We start from the raw sequence: 18,778 nt of genomic DNA, 5'->3' as shown, positions 1-18,778 counted from the left end.
CGGTTCCGCCTTTCATCATTCGGTGGGTTTGCGTGGTCCGGGCGAGAGAAGCCGCTCGATCACCCGGATCACGTAAGCCGACGGGATAAGCCGGGTGCATTCGAACTGGCGGTCCGTGCCGCGATGTCGCGGACACCACAGGAAGTCCTGATGGTCGAACCGTTCGCGGGGGTCGTTCCAGCAGGCGTTGCAGGTGTGCCAGTTGATGATGCGGCCCGGCGTCGCGAATTCGTTGTCGGGATGCGTGAAGCCCGAAATCATCGTCACCGGACATCCGGCGGACCAGGCCAGCCAGGCTAGGCCGGAACTGCCGCCGATGAACAGTGCCGCATGTTTCAGCCACCACGCGCGCTCGGTCAGCGGGCGGTCGCCCGTCTGGTCCTCGACGCCGAAGGGGATGTGGTTCCACACCAGGCCGGTGCCGTGGACGGGTTTGCGGTCGATGCACACGACGCGATAGCCCCGCTCCTTCAGCCAGGCGATGACCTCCGCCCACCCGAACGGGTTGTTCCAGTATTTACATTGGGACGATGCCTGGACCGCGATGCAGACATAGGGCTCGGCCAGCGGCCGGCCGGGGTCGGCGAACGCGATCCTGGCCGGTTCCTCCTCCGGGCTGACCCCCAGGATATAGGCCGCCGTCTTGTGCAGGCCGACATGGCGGAAATCGATCGGATGCCAGTCACGCGCCGCATCGTCGAAGAAAAGCCCGAGATAATAGGTGGCATAGGCGGACTGCATGATTTCCCGCGGGCCGAGTTCCTCCGGTGTGACGAAGAGGATATGCGGATAGGCCGTCTCGAAGAGCGGCCGGATCAGATCGGACAGGGCGCAGATGACGCGCGCGCCGTGGCGTTCCGCGAATCGCGCGGCGTAGGGCATCCAGGCCAGCGTGTCGCCAAGGGTGCCGACGGAGAACTGGATCAGGACGGTCCGGTCGCGCAGATCCATGGCATGGCGCAAGACCGGCGTTTCGTCGCCGCCGGCCGGCTCTTCCACCCAGACCTCAATCTCGAAGCGCACGTACCAGCGTTTGCTGGAGCGGACCAGGCCGCTCTCCATGCCGCGCCGTTCGAACAGGATGTTGCCGGTATCCAGATCCGACAGGCGGATGTGCCATGTGCGTCCATCCTCCCTGACGGGCAGCAGCACGCGACATCCCAGGTTGAAATCGAAGACGATCCCCTCGGCACCCTTCTGCGTCGGCGACGTGGCAGCGGCATGGGCAAAGGGCGTGGGTGCGGGGGCAGGCACGTCCGGCGGCGATACGGCCTGGTCGGCAGGTTCGGAAAAAGAGAGGTCGAACATCAGCCAGTACCCGCCCGCGATCGGTTGTTTTTTTAGATACAACACCGATGGGTAAACAAAATCATAAGGCTGTTCGGGCGGATACGCGGACAGAATGGAGGGCGGACATGACTGTGCCGCGCCATAGCGCATGCTATGCGCCGCATATCATCGGATATTCAGGGGAGGGGGGAGAGGTCGACCGGTCATACCGTGACGGGTCGATCATGATCCATCGAAATGGATGGTGCCCAGAAGAAGACTCGAACTTCCACGACCTTGCGGCCACAGGTACCTGAAACCTGCGCGTCTACCAATTCCGCCATCTGGGCACAGAGGCTCCCCGTTTCCGGGGTGGTGAAGGGCGTTTACTCTGCCCATGGGGGGCGGTCAACATGGGGGGAACGATTCGGGTCGTTTTTATTGCATGGGTGGGGAGAAGGGGCGGGTCCGGCCGCATGGGGCAGGCATTGTGCTAGAGATGAGGAAAAAACAGGGCAGGGGCGGGACATGACGACGCGAAAAGTGGCAGCGGTAATCGGCGGTTCAGGGTTCCTGGGGCGCCACGTGGTGCGTCGCCTGGCCGAAGACGGCTATGTGGTGCGGGTGGCCGCGCGGCGCGCCGACCGGGCGGCATCGCTGCGCCCGCTGGGCGATGTGGGGCAGATCGTGCCGCTGGGCGCCTCGATTCTGAATCACGACTCGCTGGTGCCGGTCGTGGAAGGCGCCAGGGTGGTGGTGAACCTCGTCGGAATCCTGGCCGAACGCGGGCCGGCGACGTTCCAGGCCGTGCATGTGGACGGTGCCGCGCAGGTAGCGCGTCTGGCAGCGTCGGCGGGCGTGGAGCGGCTAGTGCATGTCTCGGCCATCGGGGCAGCGCCGGACAGCCGCTCGGCCTATGGCCGCAGCAAGGCGGCCGGCGAGGAAGCAGTGCTGCGGGCAATGCCGGAAGCGACGATCGTGCGGCCGTCCATCCTGTTCGGGGCGGAAGACCATTTCACCACTCTCTTCGCCACGCTCGCGCGGTTCAGCCCGGTGGTGCCGGTCTATGGCGCGCGGACGCGCCTGCAACCGGTCTATGTCGCCGACGTGGCCGAAGGGATACGGCGTCTGGTGGCGGCCAGCGGGCAGGAGGGTGCGATCTTCGAATTCGGCGGCCCGGCGGTTCGGACAATGGAGGAGATCGCGCGGCTGATCGTGGCGGCGGTTGGCCGACGCCGATTGGTGATCGCGGTGCCCCCGGCCCTGGCCTGGTGGCAGGCCATGTGGCTGGAGCGTCTGCCCGGACGGATGCTGACGCGCGACCAGCTTGCGATGCTCGCGAGCGACAATGTGGCGGCCGACGGCGCCCCCGGCCTGGAGCAGCTTGGTATTCAACCCGCGTCGATGGAAATGATTGTTCCGTCCTATCTGAGCGGATATAAAATTACATAAACAAGCGTGCTCAAAGCATTATATGGTCAATTGGTCCGGATCGGACCAATGTGACCGAATGATTCATTCTCCCGGACGGCTCCCGAGCGGCCTTTTTGGCATAAAGGGCAGCAATGCTGTCTTTTATGCTGGATGTGTCTGGCGTAGGTGTTCCGCCAACACAACGTACCGCAGGTGACGGTCGGGCGTTATCCAGGGGGGACCGATGGTCGAGCACATGCTGAAATTCGTCTCCGTGCCGCAGAGCCAGCCCGACAAGCGGCCGGCCGTGGAGCGGAACGGCGATTTCGACGAGATCTATCGCGCATTCGCGGTCGAGAAGGCGGAGCAGCAGGCCAGCCGCTGCTCGCAATGCGGCGTGCCGTTCTGCTCGGTTCATTGTCCGCTGGGCAACAACATTCCCGACTGGCTGAAGATGACGGCCGAAGGGCGGCTGGAGGAGGCATATGCGCTGTCTTCCGCCACCAACAATTTTCCCGAGATCTGCGGCCGGATCTGCCCCCAGGACCGGCTGTGCGAAGGCAATTGCGTGATCGAGAAGGGGTTCGAGAGCGTCACCATCGGCGCCGTCGAACGCTTCATTACCGATACCGCCTTCGCCAGCGGCTGGGTCGAGCCGATCCGCCCGCCCTTCGAGCGCGAGACCTCGATCGGCATCATCGGTGCCGGCCCCGGCGGCCTGGCGGCGGCGATGCAGTTTCGCCAGCAGGGTTATCAGGTGCATGTCTATGACCGGTACGACCGGATCGGCGGCCTGATGATCTATGGCATTCCGGGCTTCAAGCTGGAAAAGGACATCGTCGCGCGCCGTCACCTCTATCTGGAGGAATCGGGCGTTCAGTTCCATCTCGGGGTGGACATCGCGGACGGCGACGGTGCGGGCACGCTCTCTTTCGCGACCTTGCAGGCGCGGCATGACGCGGTGCTGATCGCCACGGGCGTGTACAAATCGCGCGATATCGGCGGGCCGGGTGCGGGGCTGGGTGGCATCGTCAAGGCGCTGGATTATCTGACGATGTCCAACCGGCTATCACTCGGCGACCAGTTCGCCCCGGAGGAAAGCGGCGCGCTGAATGCAGCCGGCAAGTCGGTGGTGGTGATCGGCGGTGGCGACACGGCGATGGATTGCGTGCGCACCGCCATTCGCCAGGGCGCGAAATCGGTTAAATGCCTCTATCGCCGCGACCGCGCGAACATGCCCGGCTCGATCCGCGAGGTGAAGAACGCCGAGGAGGAAGGTGTGTCCTTCGTCTGGCTGGCGGCGCCCGAGGCGTTTCTGGGGGATGACACCGTCAGCGGCGTGCGCGCCGTGCGCATGAAGCTGGGCATGCCTGATGCCAGCGGCCGCCAGTCGGTGGAGCCGGTGGAAGACAGCGCCTTCGTGCTGGAAGCCGACCTTGTGATCAAGGCGCTGGGCTTCGACCCGGAGCCGCTGCCGACCCTGTGGGGCCAGCCGGATCTGGCCGTGTCGCGCTGGGGCACGCTGCGGGTTGACCATGAGAGTTTCATGACCAGCCTGCCGGGCGTGTTCGCGGCGGGGGATATCGTGCGTGGGGCCAGCCTGGTGGTGTGGGCGATACGCGATGGACGGGATGCGGCGGCGCAGATGCATCGCTGGCTGGAAAACCGGGCGGCCCAGTGCGCCCAGGCTGCGGAGTGACGAACATGGACCAGTTGACCCAGGATCACGGATCGCGGGATGCCGGCCAGGACTTCGTGGCCGAGTGGCAGGATAACGCGCAGGCGATCAGCGGGCTGTACGACGCCACGCAGGAGCGCGATGCCTGCGGTGTCGGCCTGATCGCCTCGCTGGACGGGCGCAAGCGGCGCGAGGTAGTCGAGGCCGGGATCGCGGCCCTGAAGGCCCTGTGGCATCGCGGCGCGGTGGATGCGGACGGCAAGACCGGTGACGGTGCGGGCATTCACCTGGAAATTCCGCAGGATTTCTTTGCCGAGGCGATCCATAGCGGCGGCGAGGGCTGCGTGGATACGCAGATCGCCATCGGCATGGTGTTCCTGCCCAAGACGGACCTGGCCGCGCAGGAGCGGTGCCGCCAGATCATCGAGACGGAGATCCTGGCCGTCGGTTACGGCATCTATGGCTGGCGCCAGGTGCCGATCGACACGGCGTGCATCGGCGAGAAGGCCAATGCCACCCGGCCCGAGATCGAGCAGATCATGATCCGCAACCTGCCGGGGCGGGACGAAGAGGCGTTCGAGCGCGACCTGTATGTGATCCGCCGCCGGATCGAGAAGAGCGCGCAGGCCAATTCGCTCGACCTGTATATCTGCTCGATGTCCTGCCGGTCGGTGATCTACAAGGGCATGTTCCTGGCCCAGAACCTGACGGATTTTTATCCCGACCTGCTGGACACGCGCTTCGTCAGCCGGTTTGCGATCTATCACCAGCGCTATTCGACCAACACCTTCCCGACCTGGAAGCTGGCGCAGCCCTTTCGCCGGCTGGCGCATAACGGCGAGATCAACACGATCTCGGGCAACGTCAACTGGATGAAGAGCCACGAGACGCGGCTGGCCGACCCGGTGCTGGACCCGGTGATGGAAGACCTGAAGCCGGTCGTGCAGGCCGCGGGCTCCGACACCGCGATGCTGGACAATGTGTTCGAACTGCTGACCTTTGCCGGGCGTGACGCGCCGATGGTCAAGGCGCTGATGGTGCCGGCCAGCGTCGGCGGCAATTCGGGCATGCCGCAGAAGCACCAGGATCTGTATGCCTATTGCAACGCGGTGATGGAGCCGTGGGACGGGCCGGCGGCGCTGTGCGCCACCGACGGGCGCTGGGTCGTGGCCGGGCTGGACCGCAGCGGCCTGCGCCCCCTTCGCTATACCGTGACGGCGGACGGGCTGCTGATCGTGGGCTCGGAAACCGGCATGGTGAAGGTGCCCGAGACCGACATCGTGCGGCGCGGGCGGCTTGGGCCGGGGCAGATGATCGGCCTCGACCTTCAGGAAGCCAAACTCTACGGCCACGAGGCACTGCTGGACCTGCTGGCCGGGCGCCGGGATTTCGGTACCTGGGTGAAGAGCATCCAGAAGATCGGCTCTGTGGTGCGGGCCGACGTGCAGGAGCCGGTGCTGTTCGGCCGGGACGAACTGCGCCGCCGGCAACTCGCGGTCGGCACGACCCTGGAGGAGCTGGAAACCATCCTGCATCCGATGGTCGAGACCGCGGCCGAGGCCATCGGCTCGATGGGCGACGATGCGCCGCTGGCGGTGCTGTCCTCGCGCTATCGGGGGCTGGCGCATTATTTCCGCCAGGCGTTCAGCCAGGTGACCAACCCGCCGATCGACAGCCTGCGCGAGACGCGGGTGATGAGCCTGCTGACCCGTCTGGGCAATCTGGGCAACATCCTGGAAGAATCCGAGGTCCAGTGCGACCTGCTGCAACTGCCCAGCCCGGTGCTGACCAGCGGCGAATTCGAGGCGCTGCGCAATTTCTGCGGTGACAGCGGCTTCGTGATCGACTGCACCTTCCCGGCGGTGGAAGGCGAGGCAGGCCTGCGCGAGGCGATCGCCCGCATCCGGCGCGAGGCCGAGGACCGGGTGCGCGAAGGCTGCACCCATCTGTTCCTGACCGATCAGGCGCAGTCGGGCGACCGCGCCTATATCCCGATGATCCTGGCGACGGCGGCGGTGCATACGCATCTGGTCCGCCAATCGCTGCGCACCTTTACCTCGCTGAACGTGCGTTCGGCCGAGGCGCTGGATGTGCACGCCATCGCGGTGACGATCGGCGTCGGGGCGACCAGCATCAACCCGTACCTGGCGCAGGAGAGCATTGCCGACCGGCAGCGGCGCGGCCTGTTCGGCGAGATCTCGCTGCGCGAGGCGGTGGAACGCTATCGCAAGGCGGTGGACAAGGGGCTGCTGAAGGTGATGTCCAAGATGGGCATCTCGATCGTCTCGGCCTATCGCGGCGGGTATAATTTCGAGGCGATCGGCCTGTCGCGCGCGCTGACGGCGGAATTTTTCCCCGGCATGCCCTCGCGCATCTCCGGCATTGGCCTGTCGGGTATCGCGACCAACGTGCTGAGCTTCCATCGGACCGCGTGGGACCAGACGGTGATCGCGCTGCCGGTGGGCGGCCAGTATAAGATGCGGCGCCATGGCGAGGTCCACGCCTTCGACGGCAACCTGATCCATATGCTGCAGACGGCGGTGGCGACCGACAGCTTCACCATCTATCGACGCTATGCCGATGCGGTGCGGCGTCAGCCGCCGGTGGCATTGCGCGATCTTCTGGATTTCCGTGGTGGGCGGACGCCGATCCCCGTCGAGGCGGTCGAAAGCATCACCCAGTTGCGCAAGCGGCTGATCGCACCGGGGATCTCGCTGGGGGCACTGAGCCCCGAGGCGCACGAGACCCTGTCGATCGCCATGAACCGGATCGGCGCGAAGTCGGATTCGGGCGAGGGGGGCGAAGACCCCGCGCGTGCGAAGCCGCGCCCGAACGGCGATAATGCGTCCTCGGCCATCAAGCAGATCGCCTCGGGGCGCTTCGGCGTCACGGCGCAGTATCTGAACGATTGCCGCGAGATCGAGATCAAGATGGCCCAGGGCGCCAAGCCCGGCGAGGGCGGGCAGTTGCCGGGCTTCAAAGTGACGGGGCTGATCGCGAAGCTGCGGCATGCGACACCGGGCGTGACGCTGATCTCGCCGCCGCCGCATCATGACATCTATTCGATCGAGGATCTGGCGCAGCTCATCTACGACCTCAAGCAGATCAATCCCGAGGCCACGGTGACGGTGAAGCTGGTCGCGCGCTCGGGCATCGGCACCATTGCCGCCGGCGTGGCGAAGGCCAAGGCCGATGCGATCCTGATTTCCGGCCATAGCGGCGGCACCGGGGCCAGCCCGCAAAGTTCGGTCAAATATGCCGGGCTACCCTGGGAACTGGGGCTGGCGGAAGCGCACCAGGTGCTGATGCTGAACCGCCTGCGCCACCGGGTGAAGCTGCGTACCGATGGCGGGCTGAAGACCGGGCGCGACGTGGTGATCGCGGCGATGCTGGGGGCCGAGGAATTCGGCATCGGCACCGCCAGCCTGGTGGCCATGGGCTGCATCATGGTGCGGCAGTGCCATTCCAACACCTGCCCGGTCGGCGTCTGCACCCAGGACGAGGCGCTGCGCGCCAAGTTCGAAGGCTCGCCGGAAAAGGTGATCAACCTGTTCTCGTTCATCGCCGAGGACGTGCGCAACATCCTGGCCTCGCTCGGTTTCTCGTCGCTGAACGAGATCATCGGGCGGACGGACCTGCTGAAGCAGGTGTCGCGCGGGGCGGATTATCTGGACGATCTGGACCTCAATTCGCTGCTGGCCCAGGCCGATCCGGGGCCGCACGCGCGCTACTGCACCCGCGAAGGGCGCAACGAGGTGCCCGAGACGCTGGATGCGCAGATGATCGCCGATGCGCGGCCGCTGTTCGACCATGGCGAGAAGATGCAGCTGCACTACAACGTGCAGAACACGCACCGGGCGATCGGCACGCGCATTTCCTCGCTGATCGTGCGGCAGTTCGGCATGGCCAAGCTGGCACCGGGACACCTGACGGTGCGCCTGCGCGGTTCGGCGGGCCAGTCTCTGGGGGCGTTCGCGGTCCAGGGGCTGAAGCTGGAAGTGCTGGGCGATGCCAACGATTATGTCGGCAAGGGCCTGTCGGGCGCGACCATCGTGGTGCGGCAGTCGCCGTCGTCGAACCTGGTGTCGAACGAGAACGCCATTATCGGCAACACGGTGCTGTATGGCGCGACGGCGGGGGCGCTCTATGCCGCCGGCCAGGCGGGCGAGCGTTTTGCCGTGCGCAATTCGGGTGCCACGGCGGTCGTGGAAGGCTGCGGGTCGAACGGCTGCGAATATATGACCGGTGGTACCGTGGTCATTCTGGGTGAGGCGGGTGACAATTTCGGCGCCGGCTTCACCGGGGGCATGGCCTTCGTCTATGACGAGAACGGCACGTTCGAGCAGCGGATCAACCCCGATACGCTGCTGTGGAACCGGGTCATCGATCCGAAATGGGAGGGCGTGCTGCGCGGACTGGTGGAGACCCATGCGCGCGAGACGCACAGCCGCTACGCCGCGCTGATGCTGCATAAATGGGAGAATATCCTGCCGCGCTTCTGGCAATTGGTGCCGCGCGAATATGCGAAGGTGATCGGCTACAACCCGATCACCGAAGCGGCGCGTAGCGCGTAAAGGGTTTTTGAGCGTCCAATCCATCCCGCTGCTCCACTTCCTTGCGAGGAGGCGGAGCAGCGGGAATATGCCATGACAGTTCTTGCTTCGATAAAAACGGACGGATCGAGCGCTTTATCGCGCATCGGAGCGCGCGATTCTTTCATTCGTCGATAGGGCGCACGATCAGCGCAAGACTGAACGCGCTCCACGCCATTCCAGGCGTCAGGACTCACGCTCCGCGTCATCCCTCACAATTCATGGTCCAGTGGAAATGCTCTATCCCGGCAGCATTTTCCGCACGATCGACGTGGTCGAACGTCCCGCGACCAGATCGACGAGAACCACCGATCCGCCATAGGATTTCACGATATCCCCGCCAACGACTTCATGTTCCTGATAGTCGCTGCCCTTGACGATAACGTCGGGCCGCAAGGCACGGATCGTCTCCAGCGGCGTGTCCTCGTCGAAGATGACGACCAGGTCCACGTCGCGCAGGGCCCCGATGACGGTCGCCCGGGCCTGCTCGTCCTGTAGTGGCCGCGCCGGGCCTTTCAGGCGGGCGACGGAGGCATCGCTGTTCAGGGCCACCACCAGCTTGTCTCCCTGCCGCGCCGCCGCGCGGATCAGGGAGATATGGCCGGGATGGATCAGATCGAAACAGCCGTTGGTAAAGACGATGCGCGCGCCATGATGCCGCCATCCCTCCGTCAGGGTGCGGGCACGGTCGATCGAGACCAGGGCGCCGTCCTCGCGCATTTCGGCATTCAGTGCGGCACTGAGTTCGTGACGGGTCACGGTGGCGGTGCCAAGCTTGCCGACGACGATGGAAGCGGCGCAGGTCGCGATCACGATCGCGGTTTCCAGGTCCTGGCCCGCCGACAGCACGCTCGCGATCGTCGCCACCACGGTATCGCCCGCACCCGAGACGTCATAGACCTCGGACTTGCGCGCACGGGCATGGGTCACCCGTCCATCCCGCCGCACCAGGGTCATGCCTTCTTCCGAGCGCGTCACCAGCACGTCACCGCCGAACTGGTCGGAAACTTTGCGGGCGGCACGCTCGATATCGGCATCGGTGCCCAGGGACATCCCGGTCGCAACGGCGATTTCGCCCCGATTGGGCGTCACCAGCGAGGCTCCGCGATAGGCCGCGAAATCCTTGCGCTTGGGGTCGACGATCACCGGCACGCCATGCTGCCGCGCATGGCCGATCACGGCTTCCAGAACGTCGTCGCAAAGCACGCCTTTGGCGTAATCGGAGCAGATCAGCACGTCGGCGCGCTCGATCGCCCGGCAGGCGGCATCGATCAGGCGGGTCCGGGTATCCTGCGCGATGGGGTCGATAAATTCCTCGTCGATCCGCACGATCTGCTGCCGGCCGCTGATGACGCGTGTCTTGGTGATCGTGGTCCAGGCGGGGTCGGCCACGATCCCGGACAGGTCGATGTTCCGGCTTCCCGACAGGGTCTTCTTCAGCGTGTCGGCGGGGGCGTCACATCCCACAAGGCCGATCAGCTCAACCATGCAGCCCAGGGTGGCGGCATTCATCGCGACATTGGCGGCTCCGCCCGGCACGGCGGTATGGTGGGCGCGCAGCAGCACCGGCACCGGGGCTTCGGGTGAAATCCTGCCCACGGAGCCGTTGATGTAGCAGTCGAGCACCAGGTCACCGAGAACGGCGACACGGCCAAAATTGAAATTTTCGATCATGATACGCCAGAATCTCGCAACCGGTCCAAGGCGCCCCCAAGCGGAGGGTGGGGCCGATTGTTAGTCCATAATCGCCGCGACCGCCATGGCGGTCGCGGCGGACCCATCAGGCGGCAGGCACCGCCATCAATCGCGCGACGCTGCGGGCAACGCCGTCGCGCCAGTCGGGCAGGCGGATGCCGAACACGTCATGCAGACGGGTGCAGTCCAGGCGGGAATCCTGCGGCCGGGCGGCCGGGGTCGGCCAGTCGGCGGTGCCGATGGCCAGAACCTCCGGCATCGGCTGGCCGGCCTTCGCCGCCTCCTGCAACGCCGCGACCGCCAGCCCGTGCCAGGTCGTCTCCCCGCTGCCGGCGGCATGGAACAGGCCGGCATAGTCATCGTGCCAGCCCGTACGGCCGATCGTGTCGATGATGGCCAGGATGGCGTCCGCCAGATCATCGGCGCTGGTCGGGTTGCCAAGCTGGTCGCCCACCACCCGCAGAACGGGATTCTTCATTCCCGCATTCAGCATGGTGCGCACGAAATTCCGGCCATAGGGCGAATAGACCCAGGCGGTGCGCAGGATGATCGCCCGGCCATGGGCGGCCAGGATCGCGCGCTCGCCCTCCGCCTTGCTGCGTCCGTACACGGTGCGGGGCGAGATCGGATCGCTCTCGACATACGGCGCGCCCTTGGTGCCGTCGAACACATAGTCGGTCGAGACATGGATCAGAGGAATCCCGCGTGCGGCGCATAGCCGGGCCAGCAGGGCAGGGCCGTCGCAATTGGCACGCGCGGCGCCCTTGGGGTCGCTTTCGGCCGCGTCCACGGCCGTCCAGGCGGCGGCATTCACGACCAGGGCGGGGGAAAGCGCGGCAAACGCCGCCGCCAGCGTCTCCGGTCGGTCGAAATCAATATCCGGTCGGCCAAGACAGTGGATGTCCGATCGGTCGGTACGCCCCAGCGCGGTGGCCAACTGGCCGGACCGGCCGACGACCAGAATCGGAGAAAGCCGGGCCTGCGCCGTGTTCATCAGAACCAGTCCCGCACGGCGGAGAAGCCCGGGGCCTCGGCATCCTTGTCGGACAGGATCGCCTCGCCGGCCGCCACAGGCCAGGCAATCGCCAGTTCCGCCGAATCCCAGCGCACCGAACGTTCGCAGTCACGGTCCCACAGATCGGTGCATTTATACTGCACCTCCACGTCCTCGCTCAGGGTGCAGAACCCATGCAGGAAACCGGGCGGGATCCATAATTGCGATCCGTTCTCCGCGCTGAGTTCCGCCGAAACCCATTTGCCGAAGCTGGGCGAAGCCTGCCGGGCGTCAACCGCCACATCCCAGATCGCGCCGTGCGTGCAGCGCACCAGCTTGCCCTGGGCGTGGGGGGCAAGCTGGCAATGCAGCCCCCGGATCACGCCGCGCTGGCGCGACAGGCTATGGTTGTCCTGCACGAAAGGCTGGGCAATGCCGGCGTCAGCCATCGTGCGGATATTATAGGTTTCGCAGAAAAAACCGCGTGCGTCCGCGAAACGGCGCGGCGTCAGCAGCAGGATGTCGGGAATGGCCAGGCGTTCGATCTGCATCGGTCTCTACTGCGCTCCGTCGGCGATGTCGCGCAGCACGCGACCCAGTTCGGTCTTGGGAATCTCGCCGGCAATCACGCGCAACTGCCCGGCGTCGATAAAGCCCATGCGAAAGGCAACCTCGGCGGGCGAGCCGACCAGCATGCCCTGGCGGGATTGGATGGTCTGCACGAACATGCCGGCCTGGAGCAGGGCGTCGGGCACGCCGGCATCGAGCCACGCACAGCCCCGGCCGAGTTTTTCGACCTGGAGCGAGCCTTCTTCGAGATAGATGCGGTTCAGGTCCGTAATTTCCAGTTCCCCCCGCGCCGAGGGGCGGATTTCGCGGGCGAAGCTGCTGACGCGGGCATCATAGAAATACAGTCCCGTGACCGCCCACGGGGAGGCCGGATTGGCGGGTTTCTCCACCAGCGCGCTTGCGCGGCCCTCGGCATCGAAACTCACCACGCCATAGCGTTCGGGGTCGCGCACCTGATAGGCGAACACCGTCGCCCCGCTGGCGCGCGCGGCCGCCTGCTGCATCAGCGCGCTGAGATGATCGGCGAAGATCAGGTTATCGCCCAGCGCCAGGGCGCAGGGGGCACTGTCCAGCCAGTCCTCGGCGATCAGAAAGGCCTGGGCGATGCCGTCCGGGCTGGGCTGGGCGCGGTAGCTGAAGCGCACGCCATAGCGCGCTCCGTCGCCCAGCAGGCGCCGGAACTGCGGCAGGTCGTCGGGGGTGGAGATGATCATGATATCGCGGATGCCGGCCAGCATCAGCGTCGAGAGCGGATAATAGATCATCGGTTTGTCGTAGACCGGCAGCAACTGCTTGCTGGTGGCCAGCGTCATGGGGTGCAGCCGGGTGCCCGACCCGCCGGCCAGCAGAATGCCCTTCGTCCCAGTGTCCATCGCCGGCCTCTTCGCGTTCCCGCTCATGGTGTGGCCGCCCCCGTGGCCTCTATTCTGGCCGTTCCCAGGCGCTTCGTGCTGTCGTGCCGGGCCTGGAGCGCGGTCCACCAGTCGCGATGCTCCAGATACCATTGCACCGTGCGGCGCAGACCGGTTTCGAAATCATGGCGGGGGCGCCAGCCCAGTTCGGCCTCGGCGTGCGACGGGTCGATCTCGTAGCGGAAATCATGCCCCGGCCGGTCGGTGACATAGCGGATGAGCCGTGCGTGCGGCCCCGCCGGGTCGGGGCGCAATTCGTCCAGAATGGCGCAGATGGCGTGGACGACCTCCAGGTTGGTACGCGGCTGGCGGGCGCCGATGGCATAGGTCTCGCCGGGCCGGCCGCGTTCCACCGCCAGCACCAGGGCTTCGGCGTGGTCGTCGACGAACAGCCAGTCGCGCATGTTGCCGCCATTGCCATAAACGGGCAGGGCGCGCCCGTTGATGGCATTGATTGTCACCAGCGGGATCAGCTTCTCGGGGAAATGCCAGAAGCCGTAATTGTTGGTGGTGTTGGTCACGAAGGTCGGCAGCCCGTACGTATGCTGCCAGGCCCGCACCAGATGGTCCGAAGCCGCCTTGGAGGCCGAGTAGGGGCTGCGCGGGTCATAGGGCGTGGTTTCGGTAAAAGGCGGATCGCCCGGCAGCAACGTGCCGAAGACCTCGTCGGTCGAGATGTGATGAAAGCGGAACGCCGCCTGCCGCGCCGCGTCCAGCCCCGACCAGTAGTCCCGCGCCGCTTCCAGAAGGGTGAAGGTGCCCAGCACATTGGTCGTCATGAACACGCCGGGGCCGTCGATCGAACGGTCCACATGGCTTTCGGCGGCCAGATGCATCACCGCATCCGGCTGATGGGTCGTAAAGACGGCCCGCATCGCCGCGCCATCGGTAATGTCGGCCTGGATATGCAGGTAACGCGGGTCCGTCGCCACATCGACCGTGGAGTCCCGCGTGGCGGCATAGGTCATGGCATCGACATTCACCACGGTGTGGCTGGTGGCCCCGATCACATGCCGCACCACCGCCGATCCGATAAAACCGCATCCACCTGTTACCAGTATACGCACACTCATGCCTCGTTTGTTGGTACGATCATGCTACAATCAAAAAGCCACTGCGCAAGAAAATAAATGTTATAAGATGTTTCGTTATTTTGTTTTGATGGCAGAGTTTTTGTTATTTATTTAACCTCTGTCTGGCTGGAGGAACTGGCCGAATGGATGGCTGGTTATTTCGTATTTTCCTGCCACCAGTTTCGTCCTGCATCGCGGCATATGGGCGGCAGGATATCGGGCAGAAGATAATGGGTCGTAAAGGCGCTTGTCGCTGCATCTCCCTGCAACGGCTGCCGTCCGGTCGAGTTGCGCAATCGGGCACGACACGACGAAAACCCCGGCCTGCATGCAGGCGCCACGCGGGGCATAGGCGCCCGGCGTGGCGACCGTTGCCACGGTGCCGTCGTGCACGGAACCGCAGCGCCAGCCGCGCGTCCCGTGCGCTTTTGAAACAGCCTCTTACCGGCCGGCCGCGGCGCGCGGCAGGGGGGTATGGTTCATCAGGCATCCGGCAAGCTCCCGGCCAAGCTGATCGACGCGGATATCGTGCCGCGGGCCGGCAGGACGCGTGCGGTCGAGAATGAAATAATCGGTCGAAGCGCCGATATGCGCGCCATCGTTCATGAGAACCGGCAGGCTGGGCTGGTGGTCGCCATAGAGCGCGAAGATCCCGCCATCCTCGTTCAGCCAGCGGGAGCCTGCGAGTTGGCCGATCATCCGGTCGGTGCCCATCAGACTGTCGAGGTAACCGCCCAGTATGGGCGCGAACGGGCTTTCGGTTTCGGCCTGCGCGGACCATGGGCCGTGATTGGCGACCTTGATGGCGAACAGGAAGACGGGCCGCGTCTCGCGGGCGATGAAATCGTTGATCCAGTCGCCCAGCACTTCGTCGGGCACCAGTTCGCCGCGCCGGGATTCGAACGCCTCGCCGCCGATGAAGTGATCGAAGCCGAGATTGGGCATGACCTTGTGCCGCCCATAGAACCGGCGGTCATAGGGATGCACGCACACGGTCAGGTAGCCGGCCTGCCGCATGCGCGCCGCCAGCGTGTCCAGCGGCCGGCGCGCGAAGGAGTAGTAGGGATTGAAACGGTCCAACCCCAGATCGGCCGGGGTGGCGCCGCTGATGGTCGCGAATTCGCTGCGGGTGGTATTGGCCCCCCACGAATCGACATCCAGGCGCCCATGCCGCCACGCCTGGTCGCGGCAGGCTTGGAATTCCGTCAGCGGCGACGGCAGGGCCGGGTCCAGCCTGCCAATATCGAAGAACGATTCGGCCTGGACCAGCACCACCGGCGGCTTGTCCGGCGGCACGGTCACACTGCCGAAACGGCAGGCCGCCTGGCGAGCCGGCCGTTCCTGGCGCGAGCAGACGGTATGCGCGGCGAAGCTGCCCAGCATGCCCAGCGTCCTGGCGTCCTCCACCGGGTCGCCGGTGGGCCGCAGCAGGCGGATCACCCTGGCCATGACGTTCAGCGATGGCCGCCAGAAATAGGCGGCGATCGGCACGACCAACAGCAGCGCCCCGATCAGCCGTGACAGGGCCGGGTCGCCCGGCATGGCCGGGGGCTCGATGGAAAACAGCAGTGCCGTCGCCCCCACCAGCAACCCGCCGATCCCATAGAAGATCGCGGGATGGACATAGGGCAAGTAGAAGCGCGGATGGGTGAAGACCAGCAGCAGTTCGCTGGCATCGGCAAACACGATCGGCTCGCGCAGAACCGCCCGCTTGGTGTGGTCGGCCAGCAGCAACCCCGCCGCCAGCACCACCCACAGCAACGCTGACGACGCCGGACGCTGCGTCAGCAACGCCAGCGAGAGCCATAAGATCAGGGCGACCACCACATCGGGCAGATCGTTCCAGATCGGCCGGAACGGTCTGCAACTCGTGATCCGAAGAATGACAAGTGCGATAATCGCGAGGCCCGATACGGCGGCGACAGCCCAGCCGTGCATCCTATGCTCCCGTTTTCTGCGTGCGGCGCGGTGCGGTCATCTGTCGCGACTGGGCAGTTGGGGGCGTGCTCGGCAAAATTCGGTTCTCGTCGCGTGGGTATCGATGGGGCATGTCTCTTACCGGGAAGAAGGAGCTTTTGCCATGCCGATGATCTGGCTGGATGCCCGGAACATGAACCGGACTGGTGGCACTGGTGTGGCACGCTATACGGAACTCACTGCGGAATGTCTGGCCGGGGCTGGCATGCAGCCGACCTACCTCACCGACTACGCCCCCGGCACGGCCCCCGCCCGCCCGCACACGCTGGCCCGCCAGATATGGCGCCGGCTGCAAAGCCTGCGCCCGCACTATCGCGCGACCCTGCACCATGCGAATCTGGGCGGGCCGGCCGATGGGGCAGGGCAGGCACCCAGTGCGGCGCCTTGGGCGGTCTGTCCCGACATTTTCCGGATCGCCCATGTCAAGTTCACGCATCAGGGCACCCTGGCACGGGTCAGGACAGCCGCGCCGCCCGATATCATGCACTGGACCTATCCCCTGCCGATCCGGCTGGAAGGCGCGCGCAACGTGGTCACGGTCCACGATGCCGTGCCGCTGACCCATCCGGACCTGACGGGAATCGATTCCGAACGGTTCCGGCACCTGATGATGCGCCTGGCCGAAAGCACCGATGTGATCGTAACGGTTTCCGAAACCGCGCGGCAGGACATCATCACCCAGTGCGGCATCGCCCCGTCGCGCATCCATAACCTCTACCAGGCCGTGACGTTCTCCGAAGACGAACTGCGGCAGGCGCGCGCCGCCCGGCCACCGGCCCCGCCGGGCTATTTCGTGCATGTCGGCCGGGTCGAGCGACGCAAGAACATCTGCCGCCTGGTCGCCGCCCATGCGCGCAGCGGCACGCGCCGGCCGCTGGTGCTGATCGGCCCCGATGGCGACGACAGGCCGGATTACGCACCGTTCGTCGGCGACACGCCGGTCATCCGCCTGCCCTGGAGCGATCGCGCCACCCTGATCAGGACGATGCAGGACGCCCACGCCCTGCTCTTTCCCTCCCTGGCCGAAGGATTCGGCATCCCGATCATCGAGGCGATGCTCCTGGGCACCCCGGTCCTGACCGCGCGCGGCGGTGCGACCGGCGAGATCGCGACGAAAGACGCTGCCATCCTGGTCGATCCGCTCAATGTGTCCGCCATCGCCGAGGGGATTCGCGTGCTGGATGGCTGGGGCGAGAACGATCCGGCCCGCCTGGCGCTGATTGCAAGGGGGGCGGCCCGCGCCACCCACTTTTCGCCCGATGCCTATCTCGACCGGTTGCGCGGGTTTTACGATTCGCTGATGTGATGCGCGTCATGCCGGCGTGTTCCTGCCGGGCAGCCTGTGTATAGAGCGGGGCATCATGGGGTCGGAACCGGGGCCGGCAGGGCCCTGGCGTGGTTCGTCCGGTGTTTCCTGGAGTTACAGATGCGTATTCTCGTGACCGGCACGGCAGGTTTTATCGGGTTTCATGTCGCCAGGCGGCTGCTGGAAGACGGCTACACTGTCATCGGCATCGACGGGATGACGGATTATTACGACGTTTCCCTGAAACGCCGGCGTCATGCCATCCTGCATCTGTTCGAGAATTTCACGTCCCACGAATTCATGCTGGAGGATGCGCGGGCGCTGGGTGACGTGTTCGCGCAACAGGTGCCGCAGATGGTCCTGCATCTCGCCGCCCAGGCGGGCGTCTCCCACAGCCTCGACGCACCGGGCACCTATATCGGCTCCAATATCGTCGGCACCTACACGCTGCTGGAGGCGATGCGCCGCAACCCGCCCCTTCATTTCATGATGGCCTCGTCCTCATCGGTCTACGGGGCGAACGCGGTCCTGCCTTTTTCCGAAGCGCATCGCTGCGATCATCCACTGAGCCTGTACGCGGCGACCAAGAAGGCGGCCGAAGACCTGGCGCATGCCTATGCCAATATCTGGAAAATCCCCACCACGGTCATGCGTTTCTTCACCGTCTACGGCCCGTGGGGGCGGCCGGACATGGCACTGTTCAGGTTCATCGCCAACATCCATGCGGGCCAGCCGATCACGCTGTACAATAACGGCGAGATGGCACGCGATTTCACCTATATCGACGATGTGGTGGAAGCCGTCCTGCGCCTGTCCAGGGTTGCCCCCGAAAAGGCGGGGGAGAGCGATCCGGGGAGCAGCCCCGTGGCCCCCTATCGTGTGGTCAATATCGGCAACAGCCAGCCCGTCAGCCTGGCGGCATTTGTCGAGGCGATCGAAAAAGCGACCGGCCGGCCATCCGTGCGCCATTATTTGCCGATACAACCGGGTGACGTGCCCCGAACCTGGGCCGACTGCTCGGCCCTCAAGGCCCTGACCGGATTCCGTCCTTCCACGCCCCTTCAAACCGGCGTGGATGCGGTCGTCGCGTGGTACGACGCGCAATACGCGCCTTCCAGCCAGCGATAAACCCGGCGCCAGCCACCGGGGCCGGATGTTTCGGTGCGGAGACGAGCGTGCTAGGAGACGGGCGTGCTAACAGACTGTTCCATAAGTCTTCGACAGGAGGGTGGTGACATGCAGGCAGCACACGGGGGGAACGCCCGACCCTGCTTCGCCTTCCTCTCGGCGGGCCGTCCCC

The 18,778-nt window shown here is 65.6% G+C and carries 12 protein-coding genes and 1 tRNA gene; 5 read left to right on the top strand and 8 right to left on the bottom strand.

Annotated elements, in window-relative coordinates:
• Window positions 1-15: 15 nt before the first annotated feature.
• Together C7453_RS12155 and C7453_RS12150 are read right to left on the bottom strand one after the other, a co-directional pair.
• Entirely contained in the window at window positions 16-1,308 is a 1,293-nt protein-coding gene (locus C7453_RS12155; protein WP_114727879.1) for an autotransporter strand-loop-strand O-heptosyltransferase, read from the bottom strand.
• 224 nt (window positions 1,309-1,532) lie between these two features.
• Window positions 1,533-1,619, bottom strand: a tRNA-Leu gene (locus tag C7453_RS12150).
• Window positions 1,620-1,797: 178 nt separating this feature from the next.
• Between C7453_RS12150 and C7453_RS12145 the strand changes: the two genes are divergently transcribed.
• The 3 genes from C7453_RS12145 to gltB all read left to right on the top strand — a co-directional run bounded on the left by C7453_RS12145 (window position 1,798) and on the right by gltB (window position 8,934).
• Entirely contained in the window at window positions 1,798-2,721 is a 924-nt protein-coding gene (locus C7453_RS12145; RefSeq protein WP_114727793.1) for a complex I NDUFA9 subunit family protein, read from the top strand.
• 205 nt (window positions 2,722-2,926) lie between these two features.
• Entirely contained in the window at window positions 2,927-4,381 is a 1,455-nt protein-coding gene (locus C7453_RS12140; RefSeq protein WP_114727792.1) for an NAD(P)-dependent oxidoreductase, read from the top strand.
• A gap of 5 nt (window positions 4,382-4,386) precedes the next feature.
• Complete coding sequence (gene gltB, locus C7453_RS12135; protein ID WP_114727878.1) at window positions 4,387-8,934, top strand: glutamate synthase large subunit; 4,548 nt, start codon at window positions 4,387-4,389, stop codon at window positions 8,932-8,934.
• Between the two features lie 258 nt (window positions 8,935-9,192).
• Here gltB and rfaE1 read toward each other — a convergent pair whose 3' ends face one another.
• From rfaE1 to C7453_RS12105, 6 genes are all read right to left on the bottom strand, one after another.
• Window positions 9,193-10,626: a D-glycero-beta-D-manno-heptose-7-phosphate kinase gene (rfaE1, locus tag C7453_RS12130; RefSeq protein ID WP_114727791.1), complete on the bottom strand. Its 1,434-nt coding sequence runs from the start codon at window positions 10,624-10,626 to the stop codon at window positions 9,193-9,195.
• A gap of 106 nt (window positions 10,627-10,732) precedes the next feature.
• Window positions 10,733-11,641 (bottom strand): dTDP-4-dehydrorhamnose reductase, encoded by a 909-nt coding sequence (rfbD, locus tag C7453_RS12125; protein WP_114727790.1) that lies wholly within the window; start codon window positions 11,639-11,641, stop codon window positions 10,733-10,735.
• Window positions 11,641-12,192: a dTDP-4-dehydrorhamnose 3,5-epimerase gene (rfbC, locus tag C7453_RS12120; protein WP_114727789.1), complete on the bottom strand. Its 552-nt coding sequence runs from the start codon at window positions 12,190-12,192 to the stop codon at window positions 11,641-11,643. Before rfbC ends, rfbD begins: the two co-directional genes overlap by 1 nt.
• Window positions 12,193-12,198: 6 nt before the next feature.
• The gene (rfbA, locus tag C7453_RS12115; protein WP_114727788.1) at window positions 12,199-13,083 is read right to left on the bottom strand and encodes a glucose-1-phosphate thymidylyltransferase RfbA; all 885 of its coding nucleotides are present in this window, start codon (window positions 13,081-13,083) and stop codon (window positions 12,199-12,201) included.
• Window positions 13,084-13,106: 23 nt separating this feature from the next.
• The gene (gene rfbB, locus C7453_RS12110; protein WP_114727877.1) at window positions 13,107-14,189 is read right to left on the bottom strand and encodes a dTDP-glucose 4,6-dehydratase; all 1,083 of its coding nucleotides are present in this window, start codon (window positions 14,187-14,189) and stop codon (window positions 13,107-13,109) included.
• A 447-nt stretch (window positions 14,190-14,636) separates the two neighbouring features.
• A complete protein-coding gene (locus C7453_RS12105) occupies window positions 14,637-16,133 on the bottom strand; it encodes an LTA synthase family protein (RefSeq protein ID WP_114727787.1) in 1,497 nt (498 codons plus the stop codon).
• Between the two features lie 142 nt (window positions 16,134-16,275).
• Between C7453_RS12105 and C7453_RS12100 the strand changes: the two genes are divergently transcribed.
• Together C7453_RS12100 and C7453_RS12095 are read left to right on the top strand one after the other, a co-directional pair.
• On the top strand, window positions 16,276-17,478 hold the full coding sequence (locus C7453_RS12100; RefSeq protein ID WP_114727786.1) for a glycosyltransferase family 4 protein: 1,203 nt from the start codon (window positions 16,276-16,278) through the stop codon (window positions 17,476-17,478).
• A gap of 120 nt (window positions 17,479-17,598) precedes the next feature.
• Complete coding sequence (locus C7453_RS12095; protein ID WP_114727785.1) at window positions 17,599-18,606, top strand: NAD-dependent epimerase/dehydratase family protein; 1,008 nt, start codon at window positions 17,599-17,601, stop codon at window positions 18,604-18,606.
• Window positions 18,607-18,778: the final 172 nt, after the last annotated feature.

Source organism: Gluconacetobacter liquefaciens (assembly GCF_003350405.1).
GTDB lineage: Bacteria > Pseudomonadota > Alphaproteobacteria > Acetobacterales > Acetobacteraceae > Gluconacetobacter > Gluconacetobacter liquefaciens.
This window is presented reverse-complemented; position numbering and strand designations above follow the sequence as displayed.